Source organism: Streptomyces sp. NPDC001852 (assembly GCF_042891825.1).
Classification (GTDB): Bacteria; Actinomycetota; Actinomycetes; order Streptomycetales; family Streptomycetaceae; genus Streptomyces.
On record NZ_JBIATN010000035.1, the window covers coordinates 38,103 to 57,493 of the forward strand.

The window sequence follows — 19,391 nt, forward strand, 5'->3', positions numbered from 1 at the left end:
TCACGGGGAAACTTCACGGAACCTGAACTGACCGCGAGTACAGGTGGTTTACTGCGAGCCTCCAAGAATGGACTTCCCATGCGGCCAAGCCCACGACAAACCCTGACCGGCACTACGGGAACGGCCCCACGCCCCCGAGCGGGCATCATCTCGGGCTATGTCTTCCGGGTGATAAGGGAGCAGCAGGGCTACACGCAGGACGAAGCCGCCGAGCACTTGAAGGTGTCCCAGGACACCATCGCCGGGTGGGAAACCGGCCGGCGCCCGCTCACCGCCGTGCCCGTGGGACAGATGCTCGTGCACCGCCACCGGCTGATGCAGATGGGCACCCCGCCCGCCCTTTTGCAGGCACTGGAACGCGCGCTGGAGGCCGACGTTCTGCTTGCGAGCGTGCTCGACGAGGACACCCCTGCCGAGGAGAGCCCACTCGGTGCGATGGTCATGCAGCGGGAACTGGCCGAGGTACTGGTGTGGCCCCTAAACGGCGTCCCGCCGCAACCCCTCCGGGACCTTCCCGCACCGCCTCGCCCGCGCCGCGGCCCGTCCGCGTCCGGGCCAGAGCTCAGCCACACTGAACGACAGAGGTTCTTCACGCAGATGCGCCGTGCAGCAGAGCAGGCACGCGGTAGCGAACAGTTTCTGCTGCGCCGCCAGGCCCTCTACCTATCGGGGTACGACCACGAGGCGGACACGGCGGACTGGCTCGCGCACCAGCAGCGCACAGAGCGGCCGAACGACTGGCTCACCGGCTGGCTCAACTCCCGCTCCGTCGCGGCAGTCGCCGCACGGCATGGCGACCGAGACCGCATGGCCTACTTCATCGACACCGCGCTCATAGACGACGATGCCGGCGAGAGAGCGAATCTGAACTACTGGGCGTACTGGATCGGAGAGACCAGGCAGCTCGAGCTCTCCGACGACTTCATGGCCAACCGCACACCCTGGCCGTGGCCAGGTAACAAACTCCTCACCCACCTCGTCCAGGGCATCGCGCCCGAACACGGCTACGTGGATCTCAACATCCACAGCGTGTGGTCGCTGCTTCAGGTGCGCCCCAACCTGCTGCGATCAGGTGCGGCGGCCCAGGCCCTACGCGACCGACTCCCGATCATGTTGGATAGCGGTGAACTCTCGTCGCGAGCGCGACGGGAACTGCAGAGCATCCGGTACGCGATCCGCCTCGCCGAGGCGTGAGAGGAGCCCGACGGTGTCCGAGGACCTGAGCGCGGTTGCGCGTTTCCTGTACGAGGCAGGGACGCTGAAGAACACCGCACGCACCGGGTGGTGGATGGCCGGCGTACAGCACCCCGAGTCGGTCGCTGAGCACTCGTGGCGCACCGCCCTCATCGCAACGATCATCGCGAAACTGGAGGGCGCCGATCCCGCCCGGGCCTCGTTCCTCGCGGTGTGGCACGACTCGCAGGAGACACGCACTGGGGACGTGAACCACCTCGGCAAGAAGTACGCCGGGGAGGCCGACCCCCGCGACGTCACCGCCGACCAGGTCGCCGGCATGCCCGACATCCTGGCCCAGGCCGTGAAGGACCTCATCGAAGAGTACGAGGCGAAGGAGAGCCCGGAAGCAATCTGCGCTCGCGACGCCGACAAGCTGGAATGCATGATCCAGGGCATCGAGTACAAAGCCCAAGGCTACAAGAACGCCCAGCGATGGATCGACAACAGCCGCGGCCGGATCACCACCAAGAGCGGCCAGGCGCTCGCTGACGCGGTTCTGGAGACGGGCTCGCTGGACTGGCTCCGCACGGCGCTCGGCGAGAAGGAGAGCTGAGGTCAGTTGTACCCCCGCCGCTTTAAGCTCGACCCCGAACGGCATAGCGGAGTGCGTGACTATCAAGGGTCTTCCACGTGGCTAGCGTCCGCACGGTCGGGGCGGCGGTACTCGGCCAACGGGATCACGTGCGGGAGATACGCGGGGACGCGGGCGACCTTCTCGGTGTGCGGGTACAGCGGCGGGAAGGAGAGTTGCGCGGTCAGCGCGTTCTCGACGCCCGCGGGGACTTGGCGGTAGATCTCGTCGAGTTCCGTGCCAGTGCCGGTGGCGATCGGAGTGAACCGGGAGGTGAGCGTTCCCGCGGCGCGGGCCGGTGTCACGGTCAGCGTGAAGTCCCCACGTTCCAGGGTGGACAGGCTGTCGGCGTGCAGGCGCGCATTTCCATAGCGGCGCCTCGTGCCCGGCCGATGCCTCGCCGGCCAGGTGGTCGATCAGGTCGTCGGTGAGGACGATCTCCCTGCTGCCGTCGGCCATTGCCTGCCAGGCCAGCAGCCGCTCGTCGCGCTCGGAGACCACCGGTGGCGGCGCGTTCATACGGCTGCCGGGGTACTCGGCCGGGTAGCCGAGCCCGAACGCCGGGTCGAGGACCTCCTTGCCGGACACTGCTCATTCCGCGTTCCCTCCAGCCGGGTGGGCCGAGACGCCAAAGGCCGGCGCCCCGACGAAGAGCCTCACCGGGGGCAGTCGGCTCCGGTACGCCGTCAGCTCGCCGTTCGTCCGTCCGGCGGCGCGCGAAGAGGCGGAGGCGCGGCGTTACCGCCGCGCCTCACGCGGGGCGAGGCTGATCGGTCCAGTGCCTACCGGAAACGAGAAGCGGCGATGGACGCGGTGGACGAAGAGCGCCTCTGCAGGCGGACACCAGTACGGCGTCATTGAGTGATGTCGACGATCACGTAATTCCGCGATCGTCCACAGCGGAGTTCCTAAGCTTCGCCATCCCCGCCGCGTAGGGATGACAGGACCAGGCGCCCGTACCGTGTGGTGAGGGCTCCGGCTGTGGCGGCTACCGACAGTGTCAGTGCGATGAGCAGGTCTGCCACGGAGTTGTCGCCGAGGACTTGCAGGATGCTGAGGGCCGTGCCGAGTGGCAGGCCGAGGATGGTGAGGACGCCGAGGGCCGCGCTGATCTGCTGGCTCTCCTGGGTTTGTACGAGTCTGCTGTAGTCGGCTGCTTCGGCGAGGATTTCGTGGAAGCGTGCAGGGAGCCGGTGTTGGTTCTGGAAGGCGAGCAGCAGGTCGTTCGCTGGTCCGTGTGCGGTGAGGTGTTGGCGCCAGTAGGTGCTGCGAAAGACAGCGATGTTTCTCTCTAGTGCGCCGACCTGGCGTGCGAGCTGTGTTGAGTTGAACACCTCGGAGAGTTCGTCGGTGAGCTCGTCGATGTGATCGCGCTGGAGTGCGCCGAGGAGCAGGGCGTCGAGGTAGACGGTGCGGGAGTGAAGGGCGGCGAATTCGAAGAAGTCGCTGGCGCCGGTGTCGGTTCGGTGGCCGAGGAAGGCTGCGCCTTGGCGTAGGACGAGGGCGCTCCAGTCTGCCGAGATCCTGACGGCTTCCTTGAGCTGTTCACCAGCCGTCTCTGGGGGCAGGGGGAAGTCCTCGGGGGTGGAGCGTGATGCCAGTTGCCACAGCCAGCGGTCGGCGCTCGCTGGCAGTGCCCCTTCCGGGCCGGAGCGGAGGGCGGGGGTCTGCTGGGACGATGGGGTCATGAAGGCGATGGTGTAGGGCCTGGCTATGGCAAAGGGTGCGCCAGGGTCACGGACGTCGGCGATGCCGGCGAGAAGCCCGGCTGGGTCGAGGAGTTCTGTGAGCGGGTCCGGGGTCGGCCGGCGGCCGGCCAGAGCGCGAAGTACGGGTAGCAGCGGTCGTTCCACGCTCAAGTGCAGGACGGCAAGGGCGTGTTCTGGGTTGCGGGCTGTGGCGGCGCGGAGGAGTTCCATGCCCAGCAGGTGCAGCCCGTCCTGCTTGATGTCCAGGGGTAGGTGCCAGCGACGTGGCCGCCCGGGTGCCCCGTAGAGTGCGCGGGCAGAGGCAGCGGCGAAGTAGGTGGACCGGGTGCGGGCGTCGGTGCGGCGGCTGCCCAGCTCGAAGGGGAAGGGGCCTTCGGACCAGTTGGGGACATGTAACAGCCGTACGGGCAGGATGACCGTCAGTTCCTGGCGAGCACCCGTGACATTCTCGAGCAGCGGAACTCGGTAGGCGGTCACCGGTAGTACTCGGCCGGGTCTGGCTGGTCGAGGCGAATGACGAACTCGGCCCGGTCGGGGCTTTCGACACTGACATGGAAGCGGACGGGTTCGCCCGTGCGGATGGTCCGGAACCCCTCGGTCACAATCTGCCGGTAGTCGAACGTGTAGTACCGCTCGTCCTCGTCATCCCGGACGACATAGGAGCCGAGCGCACCGCTCACCCCACCGCCACTGGGACGCCTGTCCACGATGGTCCCGTTACGCGGCCCACCACCGCTCATGCCGTCGTCTCCTCTGTCTCGGACGTGTCGAGGTCCTGCACGCACCGGAAGCCGACCGCATTGCTTCCGCCACGCTTGCGGTAGATGCCCTTGCTGCTGGTCTGCACTGCCCGCATCGGATTGTCGTAGCTGCCACCGCAGATGACGGCCTCACCGGGGTCATCCAGGCTGGTGGATGTCCATTCCCAGCAGTTGCCCACCATGTCGATGAGCCCGAACGGGGAGCGGTTACCCGGTCGTTCATCGATGCGTGTCGCCCCGGCACGCCGAACAGCGTCGCCTGCAAAGTCCCGGTACCACGCCTGATACGTCACCACCGGACGACCGACCCAGGTGTCCGCGCAGTTGATACGGGTACTGTCGGGAGCGTCACCCCAGGGAAAAAGGCGCCCGTCGCTGCCACGTGCCGCGGCCTCCCACTCGAGGGACGTCGGCAGACGCTTGCCCTCGAACGCCGCGAAGGCGAACGCACTCCACCAGCTGACGCACACGGCAGGGTGGGCGTCGTAGCGAGGATTCTCGTAGTAGTCGGACCGCCGCAGCCGGTCCGTCCAGGGACGGTGTGTGACGCCGGCCGGCTGCTCGGGATGGTCCCAGGGCGAGGTGCCGTCCGCGTTGAGAGCGTTGAGGAAGCGACGGTAGCGCGCGACGGTCACGGCGTGCCGGTCGAAGCGTACGGGACGTTCGACACGACGGATCAGCAGCCGCTCGGCCGGCCCGACCAGGTACGCCCCGGCGGGCAGCACACAGTCGTCAGTCTCCGGAGCGCCTGGCATGCTGGCGAGGAAGGCGCGCACCTGCTCGGTCAGGAAGGCACCGCGGGGAAGGTCGGCTGCCACGTCCCGGTTCGCCGGCTCGGCCAGAAACCGGGCAGCCAGCAGTTCCTGGTATGCCGTGTGGACGAACGCGACGTGATCGGGCCCGGCGGGCCGCAGCAGCGGCGCGAGGACACAGGCGTCCAGGTCGAGGCGTCCGTCCTTGAAGGCGTCAGCCCCCATCTGCCGGTGTATGTCGAGGAGGGAGAAAACGGTGCGATCGGTGAGGAAGGCATGTCCGAACGCGGCGGGCAGCCGCCGCTCCAGATCGGGCTTTCCCCGCTCGGCCAGTGTCCGCGTGATGTGCGTACCGAGGATGTCCGCGAGCGGCTTACCCACGGGAAGGTTCAGCGCTGCGGTGAGGCGCTTCTCGAGAGGGGTTGCCTCGGGTTCAGCCAGGCGTACGACGTGGAAGTGAGGCACGCGGGACGGGTCGAGGCCGTTGGCGTACATCTGCTCGACCAGCTGCTCGGAGCGGCCCGCACCACTGTCCAGCAGCTGACGTACCTGGGGAGAGTCCGCGAGGAAGGACACCCGTGAACTCATCACCACGGCCGATTCGGCGGACAGGACGGCTGCGAGATCGGTGAAGAGCCGCAGGAAGCCTGCAGCGCTCGGTTCATCGACGCCCTCGTCTACGGCATCGAGCACACACAGCGCGGTCCCGGAACGGATGAGGTAGAGAAAGAGGTCGTAGGCGCGCGAGCGGTCCGACATCATCGCCGGCGCCAGAAGACGGGCCGCGTACTCCGAGAAAGGCTCGTCCTTCGGTTTGAGACCCAGGTCGAAGTAGAAGCGGAAGCGGCGGACCTCCGGATTGACAGCCAATGAGCGCAACAGCGTGCTCTTGCCGCTCCCCGGTCGACCAGTGACCAGGACGTTCGCGCTGCCACACGCCAAGCGGGTGACCAGCTCCGCCGCGTCACCGGACTGCTCCATATGCGACTCACCGGTGCGCGTGTCGACGGTCAGCGCCGCCGCGACGACAGCCGCCCGTGGCTCCGCCGGGTTGTCGGCATAGGTGAGACCGGCCAGGTGGGTGTCGAGATTGACGATGGTGTCGACGAAGCCGTTGTACCGCACGACCCGGAAATCCAGACCCAGTATCTGGTGCAGGGCGCCGGACTCCGCGCCACCGTCGTCGTCCAGGACGACGAACCGCGTGAACTTGGGCAACCGAGTGCGAAGCAGCTCCCCGCCCCTGGAGGCAAGGACGGTACTCAGATCGTCGGCGTCCCTGGAGAGCATCAGCTCCACGTACTCCAGCCGCATCCCCGACTCACGGCAGAACAGCTGGTACACGGTGTCCGGGCTGAGCACGAATCGCTTCGCCTGCCGGTATCCGAGGGTGACGTACAACCCGGCAAGGAACTCGCAGCGGCGTGCCACCTCGGGCGCCACGTCAGGCTCGCCGCCGAGCAGCGCCGCGCTCCCGGTGTCGGTGAACCACACGAGCACGTCGACGAGCCTGCGGACCGCCAGGAGACCGTCCTCGTCGCTGATGTCGTACCCGTCGTGTGTGGACCGGTTACGCAGCCGTCGAATGTCGTCAAGTGCATCCAGGACCGTGCTGCTGCGAATGTACGGACGGCATCGCTTGACCAGGTCGTTCAGCGCCTTCGTCGAGGGATCGCCCTCGAGGTCGTGATGACGCCACAGCTCCTTGAGAAGCTTCTCGGTCAGTTTCCCGACCAGGGCAACCGCGTTCTCCGGATAGCCGTCATTGAGAGACCGTAACGGCCGCTCCAGATCAAGCCCCAGCCGGTCAGCGATCCGCGAGTGGTCGTCGAGTTCACTCCGCAGGCGCCGCAGCCGCTCGTCGACCATCGTGCTCACACGGACTCCCCACGTCGCCGTCCGAGGACGAACGCGAACCGGTCCGGAAACACCAGCACAGGCTCCGGATGAGCGATGCGCATCTCTTCGATGCCCTTCTCGATCTCGCTGTCACTGAACGTGGCGAGCAGGGACATGTAGCGGGCGCGCACCATACCGAGGTACTTGTCCCGCTCGATGCGCAGCTCATGCTCGACGTAGCTGAGACTGGCCTCCAGCCCAGCCGCACGCAGATGTCCCTCGATGACGGCCGGGTCCGGCTGCAACTCCTCGAAGCGCGCAAGGGCCGCCCTGAACAGCGGGTACTGGATAGTGGCCGGGAGCATCACCACCAGCAGCCGACCTCCGGGCGCCAGCCGGCCGACCAGGCCACGAAGCGTGTGTGCCGGATCGGCCACGTGATGCACCGACTCTTTCAGCCACATCGCATCGAGCCGCTCGTACGGCAGACGAATACGCCCTTCCGCGATGTCCTCGGCGGACGCAACGATCGGTGTCAGATCTGCCGGAGGCGGGGAGCCGAGCTGACCGAGCATGGCCTCGGACGGGTCTACGCACAGAATCGGATGACGAGGCCGGAGCTGGTTCGCCACTTCTCTGGCGAACAGTCCCGTCCCGGAGCCGACGTCGGCGATCCGGTCTGTAGGCGCGAGCCGCAGCGCCTCGGCGATCCGGCCGGACATCCAGGGAACATAGTGCGGACCGTAGATCCAATGCTCGTCGTACTCGGCTGCCAGCTCCTCGTAGTGCCCTCGCACGTCGCGCCGTTCCACGATCCCCCTCGGTGCCCCTCGTGTGTCGCCGGTTGTGCCGCACAAGGCACCGGACAGGCTATCGCGCGTGGTTGTGCGGCAACAGTCTGTAATTCGCCGGTCGTCGGGCCCGGTACGGCGGAGGCCGATGGCCCTCAAGTGACGGGAGACCTCGGGAGGGTGTTCGCGGGTGTGGTGATCGCCGCGATGGTCTGTGCGGGATGTGTGGGGTGGTCTTTCAGCGCGCATCGGTGATCGGGAAGAGTCCTTACGGGACTTCTGTGCCTCCGCCGACCGCACCCTCCGCGCCAGCTCCCGGACAGGTCACTGGAACACCGCAGCCTGCGGTTTCGGCGCGATGATAGGTTCGAACACACCTGGTCCGCCGCGGCCACCGCCACCAGCCCATCCAGACCGCCCTCTCACCCGAGCCCGAGCCCACCAGGCACCGGCATGACCAAGGACATCATCGCGCTCACCGAGAAGACGCCCGCCCCCGCGACGCTGCTCGCCGCCTTGCGCACCGGCGGCTCCGACCTGGGGATCTCGGGCGGGTCTCTTGTCTGGACATATCGCCTGACCTGGTTGGATGACGTATGGGCAAGCCTCGCCCTCGCGTTGAATCCGACACGCCGAAGAGGTCACCGGCTACCGATCCCAGAATGTTCACTGATCGGTTCAAGGCGCCTTTGGCTTGAAGCGTGTGGATGCTGCAACAACTGATCTGATAGGGATGAATGTCCTGTTGTCAGTGGCGCGTGCGATGCTGAGCAGCACTGATGGAACGTATCTGCAATAGAACACGGGGGTTGACGTGACGGGGTGGGACATCAGTCCCAGCGGGGTTGAGTCCATTCTGTCGTTGGTGGGTCTTGCGGCCGACGACTTGAGCAAGGACATCAAGGGCTACGGGACGAGTGTCCAGGACGCCGCGGAGTCCGCCGGCACAATCAGCGGCCCGTACTGCGGTGGTCCGCCGGCGGGGCCGGTGGGTGCCGCGGTTGCGAACTTCGTCTCCGACACCGAGAGCTCGATCAAGTTCATGGCGGCCCGTATCAAGAAGACGATGGACGGGACGGTCAAGGCGACCGGTGCGTACATCGACGGTGACCTGGCGATGGCCGCCCGGGCCCAGCGTGACGCTGCCAAGGTGCCCACCTCGGCCGAGCTTCGGGCCGTGGGCGAGCAGACGAAGCACCACGGGGGCGGGGCATAGTGGACATGATCGAGCCGGGTGGGATACCCCAGTACACCGGCGACTTCAGCACGTTGTCCAAAGCAGTCACGTCGCTGCGTAAACACGCGATCGGCATCCGTCACGCCGGCCAGGACGTCCACTCACGCTTCCAGGCAACGGCCGCGTACTACCAGGCGCCGGAGGCGGACCAACTCCTGTCCTCCACCCAGCCGGTGATGGACACGGCGGACGAGTTCGCCGGCCACATCGAGTCCCTCGCCAACGCCCTGGACACCTTCGTCAGCGAAGCAAAGCCGTACGCGGACCGCCTGAAGCATCTGAAGGAGAAGGCGATCGCCTTCGTCGACAGCGTCCAAGGCGACGACGGCTGGACCAAGGACCAGCACAAGGTCGACGAGCACCAAGCACTCATGCACGGCGTGGCGGAAGCCGTCGTGGGCTTTCAGAAGGCAGAGCACAACGCGGCGGTCAAGATCGGCGCCATCAGCCCGGCGCTGTGCCGCCCCGTCGGCGACGAGGGCAGCACCTACGGCATCAGCGTCGAAAAGCTCGAGTCCATGCCCGACCTGCCGTGGGGCACTCCCGTTGCCCGCACCTACGACCGCTGGAGCATGGACTGGTGGGGCCACGGCATCAAGAGCTGGGCGTGGGACGGCATCGTCAAAGACAGCCTCTGGGGCGGCTTCGTCGGCCTGGGCACCTTCGAGGACAACCTCCTGGGCGTCAACGGCTCCGACGCACAGCACCAGACCTGGGACGGCCTCAAACGCACCATCGTCGGCGCCTACGCCTACGGCATGGACGAGGTCGGCCTGGGCAATCACCTCTCGGACTGGCAGCGGGACAGCAAGGCGTACGCCAAGGAGTTCGGCAAGCAGTTCATCGCCTACGACGAGTGGCACAAGGACCCCGGCCGCGCCCACGCCGTCACCAGCTTCAACCTCCTCACCCTGGTCGGGGGTGCCGGCGGGGCGCTCGCCAGGCTGGGCAAGGGAGCCAAATTCGTGGAAGCCGCCAGCACCGTGGCCAAGGTCGGAGATGCCCTGGATCCGATCTCCGGCGCCGCGAAGGCAGCGAGAGCCCTGTCAGACCTGCCCAAGGTCTCCAAGGTACTGACCAACGTCAGCGAACACCTGCGACTGCCAAAGACAAGGTTCCCCGACGGCGCCCTGGACGACCTCAGCAACCGCTACAGGGTCGACAAGAACGGCCGGCTCATTCCGATCAACGCCGATGGCACGCCCAACTTTGCCGAGGCTCCGCACGAGCCTGCCGCGGGTGATCGCGTGTCTCCCGCCGGGCCGGCTGATCGAGAACTCGCTGGCGTCGGAGGCCGCGCACCCGAACCCACCGTCCGAGGGGGTGATCACCTGTCACCACATGTCAGCCATGAGACCGGGGGTAGTGGAGGCGACAGGCTGCACGGGTCAGGAGGTGGCTCGGCAGCAGGCGAAGCCGGAAGCGTCGGCGGAGGCGCAGACCATCCTGGCACGACAAGCCATGGGCACGGTGAGGGATCCTCTCACGGTGGAACCGGCCATCACGGTGAGGCGTCGTCGGGCCACGTGCCGCCGGAGTCGCCACACGGCGATGCGCATCACGGTGAAGCGCCGGTGGCTGACGGCCACAACACGGCGGAGGGTGGGGGACCAGCGCACAGCCACATACCGGGTATCGATCGCGCGCGGTACGGCACGAGAGACGGGGAATATGCTCAGGCCCATACGGGACCGATCAGGCCGGAGCAAGAAGCGGGAGTCCTCGACGAGCTCAAGCACGCGAAAATGAATTCCCGCGATCAGGAGGCTGTGATCCACTCCTTGCGAAAGGACCCCTATGGAGCAGGTGTCGCCGAGCTCATCAATCGGGGCCATCTCCGCGGGTCAGAAAATTACAAGGGAATCCTGGACATGTGCAAGAAAGGACCCACCAGAAGGGACCCGAAGGAAAGTATGGTCCCCGCGGCCTACATGGCGTTGAGGTACGCCACGGAGCTTCAAGACCGCGGGTTCACTCACCTGGGGTTCGAGCTCGGTGACAACACCACTACGTATGACATCGACGTCTACACGCGACATCCTGATGGCACGATGGATTACGGATATCAGCTCAAGGACGTCGACAACATCGACGGCATCAAGAAGGCAGCCCGAAAGTCGGCAAGCCAGCTAGATTACCCCATGAGTCATCGAGTCGCTATTCTTGACGTACACGCCTCGATGGGGGACCTTACGCCGCGGATGTTCGAGGAAGTGGTACGTTTCTCACGCAGGTCCAACGCAACGTATCTCCTCCGTTTTGAGGATGGCGCTATCACGTACCCGCCCGACGGCCCTGTCTTCCCATAAGGATTAGTCATGTCGACCCTGATGCGCGCACCGCGCCCCTGCGGCTCTTGGTTCTGGGATCTCAGCGACGTCCATGAGCCGGGACTGCCATCAGCACTGAGCATTGCGGCACGCATGGCCGATGTGCTGAAGAAATTCGATCTGCTCACCCCCGTGAGACTCGAATACGGCTGGTATGTACTCGATGCTGGGTCCACAGGCGTGACTAGCAGCCTAATCATCGCCACAACGCCATTGAATGACCCGAAGCTGCCCGAAAGGGTAATGGGAAGCCGGCCCTTCGCGTTCCCCGACGCCGAAGTGGACGACTTGAAGGTTGTCGGTTCCGGCTCATGGATCACTGCGGAGGGGGCAGCCCGCACGGAGCCGCGGCTGATTGAACTGGCTGTCTCGCCAGACCCCCTCGGCCCGACAGCCGAAGTCGCCGTGCACCACGACGTCTGGAGTTGGTTCGACTTCTCAGGCCGTCCGCATCCCGAGATCTACAACCGAAACGCTCCTCGGCTCGCCGACGCATTGCGTGAACTGACCGCTGTGCTCGGCGTGGGGCCCGAAGCGGGTGACGCTACGTATTTCGGTCATGCCGTCGAATACGGCATCTCGACACCTGATGCCTATGACGACGGCCTCGGCCCCAATCTGACAGACAAGCTTTAACCGCCGAATACGCCACATCCACCCGACACCGGATCGACGCAGGAGTCGCGGTCCCGCAGAACCGCGGTTCAGAAAGCAACACATGCCCCAGGACGTCATCGCCCTCACCCCGCAGATGCCGGACATCAAGACGCTGCTGGCCGCACTGCACGCCGGCGGCCCCGACCTGCGCGTGAACCAGGCAGCTGGAGGAGCCGTCGCCCAGTTGTGCACGGACGACGGTCAGCTCCTGGTCTCCGTGGAGGCCCCCCGCTACCTGCAAGTGCCGGGCGAGACAGAGCGGCTGCTGGGCCCCGGTGTTCGGACAGGAGAGCCGGTGTGGTGGACCGAGGTGCGGGCAACCAACAGCGTCGCGGAAGCCAGGCGGCTCGCCGGCTCTGTCGCGGGGCGGCTGACAACGCTGCTCGGCGGCACCACATGGCCGCCTGAAGCCGCCCATACCGACGTCGTGGCCGTCCGGGCCACAGGCGGGGCGGTGGTCTCGTCCACTGACGTGGACGTACTGGCCGATGTGGATGTGCAGACTGACAACAGCGTCGTCGTCATCTACGACCGCCCGGTCGTTGCCGCCACGACATGGCTGACCGAGGCAGTGCGAACGGCCGCACAGAGCCGTCGCGAGCTGTATCTCGTCACGTCCCCCAATACCCGGCTGAGCCTGCCCACCTGTACCGTGCTGGAGCGCATACCCGCGCGCTGGGTCGTACGCCACCCCGAGCACGGCTACTACGACGGCCTCTCCGGAGCCGTACTGCGCTGGCACGACGGACGCTTCACAACGGCTGCCGACAACGGCCGCCGGATCGCGGACGCCTTCCAACCCCCGCTCGGCAAGGGCGGTGACCGGCAGTTGCTGCTGTCCATCCGCACCATCCACCCCGCCCACGAGCACGTGATACTCGGTGGCGCTCTGGAGGACGCCTGGCAGACCCTCACCGGATCGCCACCGGCCGGATGGGCCACCGCCGAGCCCATCAACGTCCCTTGGCTGCCCTGGCAACTGACCGACCTGGCCCGCGCCCGCGCCCGCCAGTCCCAGCCCACCTGGGCCGTCGCCATAGGCAGCCCCGACCGCCCCGCGATCGCCGCCTTTCGCATCGCTCACACGCGAGAGGGCGTTGAGGAACACATCACCCTGGCTCTCGGCTATGCCGCCGGCGAAAGAGTACCGATCGAGCTGCTGCCCCAGTTCGCCGAGTCCCTCACGGCAAAGCACAACCTCGCCACCATGATCAGCGAAGTGCGTGCAGCGCGAGCGGACCTGACCACTCCGGCCCACTACGAACCACCGCCGATTCCGGTCTCTCTCACTCTCGGCCCCGACACAGTGGCCGAACTCGGCATCACCCATGCCCGCAACGCCCTGCCGGACAACGCCCCCACCCAACTGGGCCCGGCCGCTCGCCCCGCCCTGCACTATCCGCTCAGCGACGGCACCGACCCCGCCGCCTGGCAACGCCTGCGACACATCAACGAGCACCTCGAGCGCGGAAGCAGGGCGGCTGCACGGCCCTCCTGAATTCGCCCTGCACACGGCCGGGCAATCCACTTCCTCTGCGCGGGGTTGTAGCTGTGAGCCACGGTTGGCCTCCACCGGTGTACCGTGCACCACACCGATCACCATTGGGCGGCCGCCCCTGGGTAACCACAGGCATCAAACGCAGATCCCTACAGGAACTCACCCTCACCGAGAAGGCCCTGAACCGTGCCCCGGCCGCGGCGCGGGCACCGGTCGAGCGCGGCGTCGCTCGCCTGAAGCCCTGGCGGATCTTTCGCAGATCCCGGTGCAGTCCCAACCGCATGACGTCAATCGCCAAGGCCATCCTCACCCTGGAGCGGCAAGCTGAAGAAGCTCAATGATCTCGGCATCGTTCGCTCAGGGATGGAACGGCCGGAGAATCCCAAGGCGTTGCAGCTCCACGATGTGCTCCGCCACGCGTCGCGGTGCTTCGCCGCCGGTCACCAGCACGCCCGCTTCGATGTTGCGCTGGGCGGCGGACTCGGTGAGGTTGGCGCTGCCGAGGAAGAGTGTGCGGCGGTCGGCGACGGCGAGCTTGGCGTGCTGGCGACGGCGCCCCTGCTGGGCCGGGTCCCGGGCCCAGGACCACAGCCGCAGTCCGGGTACGGAGGCGAACGCCTCGGCGGGCTCCTTCCCGGAAAGGAGTCCGCCGGCACCGGTCAGGGTCTCGACGACGACATGTGTCCGCACTCCCCTGCCCGCCGCTTCGGTCAAGGCGCGGGTCAGGGCCGGATACGGACGAGCCGCGTACGTCATGGCCAGCAGTTCGTGCCGAGCCCCGTTGATGACCTCGACCAGTACCTGGGCGGTGGCGCGGACGGGCACGGTCGGTGTCGAGGGGCCACTCCACACCGTGCGGACGCGGACCGTGTCCCGGGCCTGCCGGCCGGGTGAAGCCGATCAGTGCCCATGCCTCGCGCAGCCGCTCGACCTGCCTGATGTCGGCGAAGAGCTTGCCGCGGGACGACGGAGAAGCCTTTGACCTGCTCGTTTCGCGGGACGACGTCGACGTCGATGCCCAGGGCGGCGCCGTGCTGATGGAGGGCTGGGCGGCCCAGCAGCACACCCCCTTCCTCAACTCGGAGGGCATGAGGAAGCGACATGCACAAGGTCCCCAACCGGGCATATCGCTTGATCGAGCGAGGCACGTCCTCGGCCCCATCACCCTCTACGCCCGTGGCCACCAAGACCCCGTCGGCACCGACCTGCGGTATCTTGGCCAGGGGTACTATTACACCGAACTCGTGCAACGGCAGACTCGGCGGCGGCCTCGAACGCGGGCTGGCTCACGGCAGCAGGCCGACCGGTGTCAGCCCCGAGGCGCAGAACGGGGAGGCGCTTGGAGCCTACCGGGCGATGTGGCGACAGCGAAGTTGCATTCAATGCAGCATGGCGTGGATTCTGCTCCCGGCCTGGGAAACGCGGGAACCGCCGGAAGCTGCGGATCATGGTCCTCGACCTCCCGGTGTCGCCAGTTCGGTGAGTATCGGTTCCCTGGAGCGGCCTGGGCAAGAAGACCACGCGTCGAATCCCGAGCGTGTTCGCGATCTCGTCAGACGGGTGTTGCGTGCGCGGCGGTGCTCGTACAGGAGCCAGGCAACATGCTCGACGAGCTCATGCGGGGGCGAGGCCGTCCGCCACTCGCCGTCATTCCGTAGAATCGACAACCTCCAGGTCATCTGTTCGACCTCTGCGCAGCGGGCGAGGATATCGGCCGCCGCCTTGTCGTCGGAGGCAAGGTTGCCCCAAGGCCGGGTAGTTAACGTTTCCGCAGGTCACGCAAGGGGGTCGTTTTCCTGCGTGATGGCCGCGTAGCGCCCTGTTCGGACCCTCTTGATCATTCCTTTCTCGGTCCAGCGGGCGAGTTGTCGGTAGGTGGCGACGAGGGTGACGTCGCCGAGGAGCTCGGCAATCTCCCGTGAGCGCCATAGCCGTTGGGGTTCTGCCTGCAGGATGGCCAGGACACGTGTCATGCGGGTGCTGGTCTGGCCAGGGCCGACGTACTGGGGGACCGTGGTCGTAGGCAGTGCGGGCTCCGGCACCGGCGGCGGCAAGAGCGTAATCGCGGTTGAGGTCACGGCCGTGCTGGCATCAGGGCGGCCGTCCAGTTTCCTTTCCGCGTAACGGGAGATGGGGGACTTCACCTTGCGAGTGCTGACGCGGGCCCGCCGTGCGGGCGACAGCGCCGACAGGAGTCGCCGGCCGATCTCTCCGATGCCCTGCTCGAAGATGCCGTCCGCACCTACCAGTAGGTCACGGGCTGTTTGGAGGGCGATGGTGAAACCGCAGCGGTCGGGATCGGTGCCCGGCTGGGACTCCGCCGCCTGGACCATGGTGCGGCGCAGGAGCTGATAGAGGGTGAGCAGGGCCCACATCTCCTGCTCGACGCCCACCGGGTCGTGCGAGCGCAGGACGCGTCCGTGCAGGATGGTGTGGCGCAGCGCGTAGTAGGCGCTCTCGTGCTCCCAGCGCTCGTGATACAGGTGCACGGGGCGATCGGCGGGGTAACGGCGAGCGTCCAGGAGCGTGGTCACCAGGCGGTAGGAGCCCTCGAAGGTACTGCCATCGGTGCAGGTGATACTCACCTGGGCTTCGATGATCCGCACCGGGACGCCACCGATGACCGAGAGGTAGGAGGAGTCGCCGAGCGGCTTCAGGACCGGTGGGCGGCGGCGCCGGCGGATGCGGCCCAGGAGCTGTGCGCCGGTGGCGTGCACGGCTGTGAGGAAGTCGTTGCTGTCGAAGCCCCGGTCCCACAGCACCAGCATCTCGGGGTTCAGATGGTGCATCAGCCTGGTGGCGTAGGAGGTCTCGCCCTCCCGGGTGGGGCCGAAGACCGCTGCGATCACGGCCCGGGTGCCGGTCTCGACCAGCGTCATCAGCTCGACCTGGGGATACCCGCCATGCGGGCACCGCCCCAGCCACCCCCGGTTGCGCTCGCTGTCCGGCACCTTGATCGAGCTGCAGCCGTCGAATGACACCGTCCGGTACGGACCGAACCGCACCCCCGACGTGGTCGGCCGGGCCAACGGCCCGGCCAGCACCTCGAACAACGCCCGCACCGGCGTGCTGCCGAGCCTTCGGCGCAGGTCACGGAGCGCCTTCGTGCTCGGGCGGACAACCGCAGTCCCCGGCAGGCCGGCCGTCAGTTTCGCCCACACAAGCCTATAGCCGACCTCGGGGAAGAGACACATCGCCAGCAGGAAGTAGACCCCGACCCGCGAGGGAAGATCCCGCAGCCGGCGCTGCACGGTCCGTGTCTCCGACAAGACCGCATCGACCAGCTCGAACGGCACGATCGGCGTCAGCTCTCCCAGATGCCCAGGAGCGAACCGACCCCCAGCCACGGTGACCGTTCGGGTGATGGTCGCCAGCGGCGGTGGCAGGACACAATGCTCGGGCAACGGAGCTCCTTCGGGAACAAGCTGTCTTGGACGATTGCCTGTACCAACGAGCTCCGTTGCTCCATGTCAGGACTTTCTCAACTCCCTTGCGTGACCTGCGGAAACGTTAACTACCCGGCCTTGAAGGTTGCCCTCACCATCGATGGCTGTGCCGCCCAGCACGACGGCGTCGCCGTGAGGATAGAAGCACAGCAGGTCCGGCGAATGGCTGGTGTCCTCGGAGAAGAACTCGGTCAGCCCCGGGTTGGTGACGACGACGTGCTGGCCGCGGATGGGCCGGAGTTCAGGATCCGGCACCAGGTCGCGAGCACCGAGGCCAGAACAGTTGACGATCGCCGAAGCCGGAGCGGCATCCGCGAGCGAGGCCAGCCGACGCCGCTCGACCGCTCCCCCGGCTGCGCGGAGCCGGCGCAGGAGGTAATCCAGATAGGTGGGCATGTCGATCAGCGGCACGGTAAACCGGTAGCCCGCCGTGAACCCGGCCGGGAGTTCAGCAGGCTCGCACGGCCGGAAACCCGGCAAAGTCATGGCCCAGTCCGGCGCGGTCTCGGCCGTGCGGGACGCTTCGATGCCGCTGGTGAGCCGAACGCCCGTCGCCGGCTCCTCCGCCAGCTCGCGAAAGACCTCCAGCGACCGTTGTCCCCACAGGTCGACCTTGTCCTTCGGCTCGACCAGGTAGGGCCCCCACATCGCCCCGGCCGCCAGCGACGTGGCACCGGGCACCTGCTCGGCCATCACGCGCACCGAAGCTCCAGCCTCGGCGAGAACGGCCCCGGCGGTGAGCCCAGACACTCCAGCCCCGACAACAACAACGCGCTCCCTTGCGGTCATGAACCTGACCCTAACCACCGGGTGACGTCGAGAGCGTGGGATGAGTTGCGCCAACTCGTAATCGATTGTGTCCAAGTTTGACGACGAGCCGCCGGTGTCCGCGAACCCCATCGTGTAGTCGGTCGTCATCTCCCGCTCCGCCGTCCGAAGCGGCCCAGGAACTCGTCATCTCGACGCCGCTCCGCTGCGGTTTCGCGTATGACACTCTCGGTCTCCACAGCTCGGGCTGTTGATCTACGAGTGCAGCCTGTCGACGAGGTTCTCGACCGTGTCGCTCGGTCTCTCCGGGTGCGTTTCCTCCAGGAAACGCCGGTGCGCAAGCGCCGCTCGGTAGGAGCCCGAACAAGCCGCGATACCTGGGTCCGTGCCGAGCGGCGCTCGCTCGGCAAGATCACAGTCAGGCCAGTCTGCCGACTCAGCGTCGGCCTTCGCCTTCGTCCTCGTCACTGAGAGTATGGGCGGGTGAGTGCTGACACGTTGGGGCGATGGGTGGCGGACCGCCCCGAAGATGTGGCCGCGGTGTTCGCCAAGGCGGACTTCCCGTGGTGGATCGCCGGCGGATACGCGATCGAGTTCGCTGTCGGCCGTGAACTGCGCCCGCACGGCGATCTCGACGTCCTCGTCCTCCGCCGCGACCAGGCCCTCGTACGGAATCTCCTGGTCGACTGGGACCTGTACGTGGCGGACCCGCCCGGCCAGGGGGAGCTGCGGCCGTGGCGTCCCGGAGAGGTCCTTCAGCCGCCGCTCCACGACATCTGGTGCCGCCGCACGCCGGTGGCGCCCTGGTCCATCCAGCTCATGCTGGACGAGGCCGAGGGCACCCCGTGGGTCTCGCGGCGCCACTCCGCGATCCGGCTCCCTATCGACAGACTCGGGCGGACGAGCGAGCCGGGTATCCCATATCTCGCGCCCGAGGTGCAGCTCTTCTACAAGGCGAAGGCGACACGGGAGAAGGACGAGACCGACTTCCAAGCGGTACTGCCGCTGCTGGACGCTCCGGCACGCGCCTGGCTGACTGGGCGCGATCAAGGTGATCGCGCCCAGTCACCCCTGGCTTCGCAGACTCCAGCCGGTCAGCCGAACGTGAGCAGCGGAACGTCGTAGAGGTCGGGGTTGCGAGGCCGGGTCATCGTCGGCGATGTGACCTCCACGATCAGCAGCTCGCTGAGGAACTGGGCCTCGGCGCTGAGGAGGTGGCTCGTCCTGCCGTCGGCCGACTGGGCCTTCAGGCCGGCGGAGACGTGGATGTGCGGGAGTATTTCGCCGGTGGCGGGGTCGTGGGCGAGGGTGCCCGCGCCGAACGCCTCGACGTTGGTGACGTACGTCTTCGCCCAGACTGGCGCGTCCGGGTCCGCCAGCCTCTCACAGGCGCCTACGATCTCGGCCTCCGCGAAGGCTCCGATGAACGAGGGGATGTAGCCCTGTCGTACGCCGTTGTCCCGGCAGAAGGTGGACAGTGCCTCGAAGAAGTCCTCTCCGTGGTCGAAGGTGACGCCGAAGGTACGGCCTACGGTCAGCTCGTGAGCGCGCATGTGCGGGTGTCTCCTGAAGAGGCGGGATCAGCGGGCGCAGGCGGTGGTGAAGGTCTCGCGGACCGCCGCCCCGTCGGCTCCCTGAGTGAGCAGAGCGTGCAGCAGGAGTCGTGTCTGGTACGGGCTCAGGTCTCCGGCGCCGATCCGGCAACCGCCACCGCAGGGGTGGGCCATGCGGCGGTGCACCGGCTCTGAGGCGAACCTCGCGCAAGGCTGACCACGGCGCTTCGACGCGTTCTGTTC

Annotated in this window: 17 protein-coding genes and 4 pseudogenes; 10 read left to right on the top strand and 11 right to left on the bottom strand. The window is 67.0% G+C overall.

Going from position 1 to position 19,391, the window contains the following annotated elements; genetic code table 11:
* Positions 1-78 precede the first annotated feature (78 nt).
* A complete protein-coding gene (locus ACFYZB_RS39880) occupies positions 79-1,194 on the top strand; it encodes a helix-turn-helix domain-containing protein (RefSeq protein ID WP_388766770.1) in 1,116 nt (371 codons plus the stop codon).
* A 13-nt stretch (positions 1,195-1,207) separates the two neighbouring features.
* Positions 1,208-1,789: an HD family hydrolase gene (locus tag ACFYZB_RS39885; RefSeq protein ID WP_388766771.1), complete on the top strand. Its 582-nt coding sequence runs from the start codon at positions 1,208-1,210 to the stop codon at positions 1,787-1,789.
* 62 nt (positions 1,790-1,851) lie between these two features.
* Here the strand turns inward: ACFYZB_RS39885 and ACFYZB_RS39890 are convergent, their stop codons facing one another.
* From ACFYZB_RS39890 to ACFYZB_RS39915, 6 genes and pseudogenes are all read right to left on the bottom strand, one after another.
* Positions 1,852-2,112 carry a lantibiotic dehydratase gene (locus tag ACFYZB_RS39890; RefSeq protein ID WP_388766773.1) on the bottom strand — a complete coding sequence of 87 codons (261 nt, stop codon included), beginning with the start codon at positions 2,110-2,112 and terminating at the stop codon, positions 1,852-1,854.
* 130 nt (positions 2,113-2,242) lie between these two features.
* Positions 2,243-2,326, bottom strand: a pseudogene (locus ACFYZB_RS39895) (hypothetical protein); the annotation flags it as partial.
* Positions 2,327-2,715: 389 nt separating this feature from the next.
* Positions 2,716-3,993 (bottom strand): hypothetical protein, encoded by a 1,278-nt coding sequence (locus ACFYZB_RS39900; RefSeq protein WP_388766775.1) that lies wholly within the window; start codon positions 3,991-3,993, stop codon positions 2,716-2,718.
* The gene (locus tag ACFYZB_RS39905) at positions 3,990-4,223 is read right to left on the bottom strand and encodes a hypothetical protein (RefSeq protein WP_388766778.1); all 234 of its coding nucleotides are present in this window, start codon (positions 4,221-4,223) and stop codon (positions 3,990-3,992) included. The genes ACFYZB_RS39900 and ACFYZB_RS39905 overlap by 4 nt, the downstream gene beginning before the upstream one ends.
* Before the next feature lie 29 nt (positions 4,224-4,252).
* On the bottom strand, positions 4,253-6,898 hold the full coding sequence (locus tag ACFYZB_RS39910; protein ID WP_388766841.1) for an SUMF1/EgtB/PvdO family nonheme iron enzyme: 2,646 nt from the start codon (positions 6,896-6,898) through the stop codon (positions 4,253-4,255).
* A 5-nt stretch (positions 6,899-6,903) separates the two neighbouring features.
* On the bottom strand, positions 6,904-7,680 hold the full coding sequence (locus tag ACFYZB_RS39915) for a class I SAM-dependent methyltransferase (protein ID WP_388766779.1): 777 nt from the start codon (positions 7,678-7,680) through the stop codon (positions 6,904-6,906).
* Between the two features lie 432 nt (positions 7,681-8,112).
* On the opposite strand from ACFYZB_RS39915, the gene ACFYZB_RS39920 reads away from it, so the two are divergent.
* The 6 genes and pseudogenes from ACFYZB_RS39920 to ACFYZB_RS39945 form a co-directional block, all read left to right on the top strand.
* Positions 8,113-8,382 (top strand): hypothetical protein, encoded by a 270-nt coding sequence (locus tag ACFYZB_RS39920; protein WP_388766781.1) that lies wholly within the window; start codon positions 8,113-8,115, stop codon positions 8,380-8,382.
* Between the two features lie 91 nt (positions 8,383-8,473).
* Entirely contained in the window at positions 8,474-8,875 is a 402-nt protein-coding gene (locus ACFYZB_RS39925; RefSeq protein WP_388766782.1) for a DUF6507 family protein, read from the top strand.
* Entirely contained in the window at positions 8,875-11,205 is a 2,331-nt protein-coding gene (locus ACFYZB_RS39930) for a hypothetical protein (protein WP_388766784.1), read from the top strand. Before ACFYZB_RS39925 ends, ACFYZB_RS39930 begins: the two co-directional genes overlap by 1 nt.
* Positions 11,206-11,214: 9 nt before the next feature.
* Positions 11,215-11,862, top strand: coding sequence for a hypothetical protein (locus tag ACFYZB_RS39935; protein WP_388766786.1), 648 nt, complete (start codon positions 11,215-11,217; stop codon positions 11,860-11,862).
* 82 nt (positions 11,863-11,944) lie between these two features.
* Positions 11,945-13,381, top strand: a complete 1,437-nt coding sequence (locus ACFYZB_RS39940; RefSeq protein WP_388766788.1) for a DUF6177 family protein — start codon at positions 11,945-11,947, stop codon at positions 13,379-13,381.
* Positions 13,382-13,488: 107 nt separating this feature from the next.
* Positions 13,489-13,722, top strand: a pseudogene (locus ACFYZB_RS39945) (transposase family protein); the annotation flags it as partial.
* Positions 13,723-13,738: 16 nt separating this feature from the next.
* On the opposite strand, the gene drmC reads toward ACFYZB_RS39945, so the two are convergent.
* The 4 genes and pseudogenes from drmC to ACFYZB_RS39965 form a co-directional block, all read right to left on the bottom strand.
* Positions 13,739-14,206: a DISARM system phospholipase D-like protein DrmC gene (gene drmC, locus ACFYZB_RS39950; RefSeq protein WP_388766790.1), complete on the bottom strand. Its 468-nt coding sequence runs from the start codon at positions 14,204-14,206 to the stop codon at positions 13,739-13,741.
* Between the two features lie 128 nt (positions 14,207-14,334).
* Positions 14,335-14,418 (bottom strand): annotated as a pseudogene (locus ACFYZB_RS39955) (IS5/IS1182 family transposase); the annotation flags it as partial.
* Between the two features lie 738 nt (positions 14,419-15,156).
* Positions 15,157-16,785, bottom strand: coding sequence for an IS4 family transposase (locus ACFYZB_RS39960; protein ID WP_388766792.1), 1,629 nt, complete (start codon positions 16,783-16,785; stop codon positions 15,157-15,159).
* Positions 16,786-16,851: 66 nt separating this feature from the next.
* Entirely contained in the window at positions 16,852-17,616 is a 765-nt protein-coding gene (locus tag ACFYZB_RS39965) for an FAD-dependent oxidoreductase (protein ID WP_388766842.1), read from the bottom strand.
* Between the two features lie 198 nt (positions 17,617-17,814).
* On the opposite strand from ACFYZB_RS39965, the pseudogene ACFYZB_RS39970 reads away from it, so the two are divergent.
* Both ACFYZB_RS39970 and ACFYZB_RS39975 read left to right on the top strand, forming a co-directional pair.
* Positions 17,815-18,009 (top strand): annotated as a pseudogene (locus ACFYZB_RS39970) (hypothetical protein); the annotation flags it as partial.
* 69 nt (positions 18,010-18,078) lie between these two features.
* Positions 18,079-18,720: a nucleotidyltransferase domain-containing protein gene (locus tag ACFYZB_RS39975; RefSeq protein ID WP_388766794.1), complete on the top strand. Its 642-nt coding sequence runs from the start codon at positions 18,079-18,081 to the stop codon at positions 18,718-18,720.
* Here ACFYZB_RS39975 and ACFYZB_RS39980 read toward each other — a convergent pair.
* Positions 18,690-19,148 carry a PPC domain-containing DNA-binding protein gene (locus ACFYZB_RS39980; RefSeq protein ID WP_388766796.1) on the bottom strand — a complete coding sequence of 153 codons (459 nt, stop codon included), beginning with the start codon at positions 19,146-19,148 and terminating at the stop codon, positions 18,690-18,692. The genes ACFYZB_RS39975 and ACFYZB_RS39980 overlap by 31 nt on opposite strands.
* Positions 19,149-19,391 lie beyond the last annotated feature (243 nt).

Bases quoted from the DNA above. Each gene is read 5' to 3' on its own strand.
- ACFYZB_RS39940 (WP_388766788.1), top strand. From the start codon at position 11,945: ATGCCCCAGGACGTCATCGCCCTCACCCCGCAGATGCCGGACATCAAG.
- ACFYZB_RS39910 (WP_388766841.1), bottom strand. From the start codon at position 6,898: ATGGTCGACGAGCGGCTGCGGCGCCTGCGGAGTGAACTCGACGACCAC.
- ACFYZB_RS39965 (WP_388766842.1), bottom strand. From the start codon at position 17,616: ATGACCGCAAGGGAGCGCGTTGTTGTTGTCGGGGCTGGAGTGTCTGGG.
- ACFYZB_RS39980 (WP_388766796.1), bottom strand. From the start codon at position 19,148: ATGCGCGCTCACGAGCTGACCGTAGGCCGTACCTTCGGCGTCACCTTC.
- ACFYZB_RS39920 (WP_388766781.1), top strand. From the start codon at position 8,113: ATGACCAAGGACATCATCGCGCTCACCGAGAAGACGCCCGCCCCCGCG.
- ACFYZB_RS39935 (WP_388766786.1), top strand. From the start codon at position 11,215: ATGTCGACCCTGATGCGCGCACCGCGCCCCTGCGGCTCTTGGTTCTGG.
- ACFYZB_RS39880 (WP_388766770.1), top strand. From the start codon at position 79: ATGCGGCCAAGCCCACGACAAACCCTGACCGGCACTACGGGAACGGCC.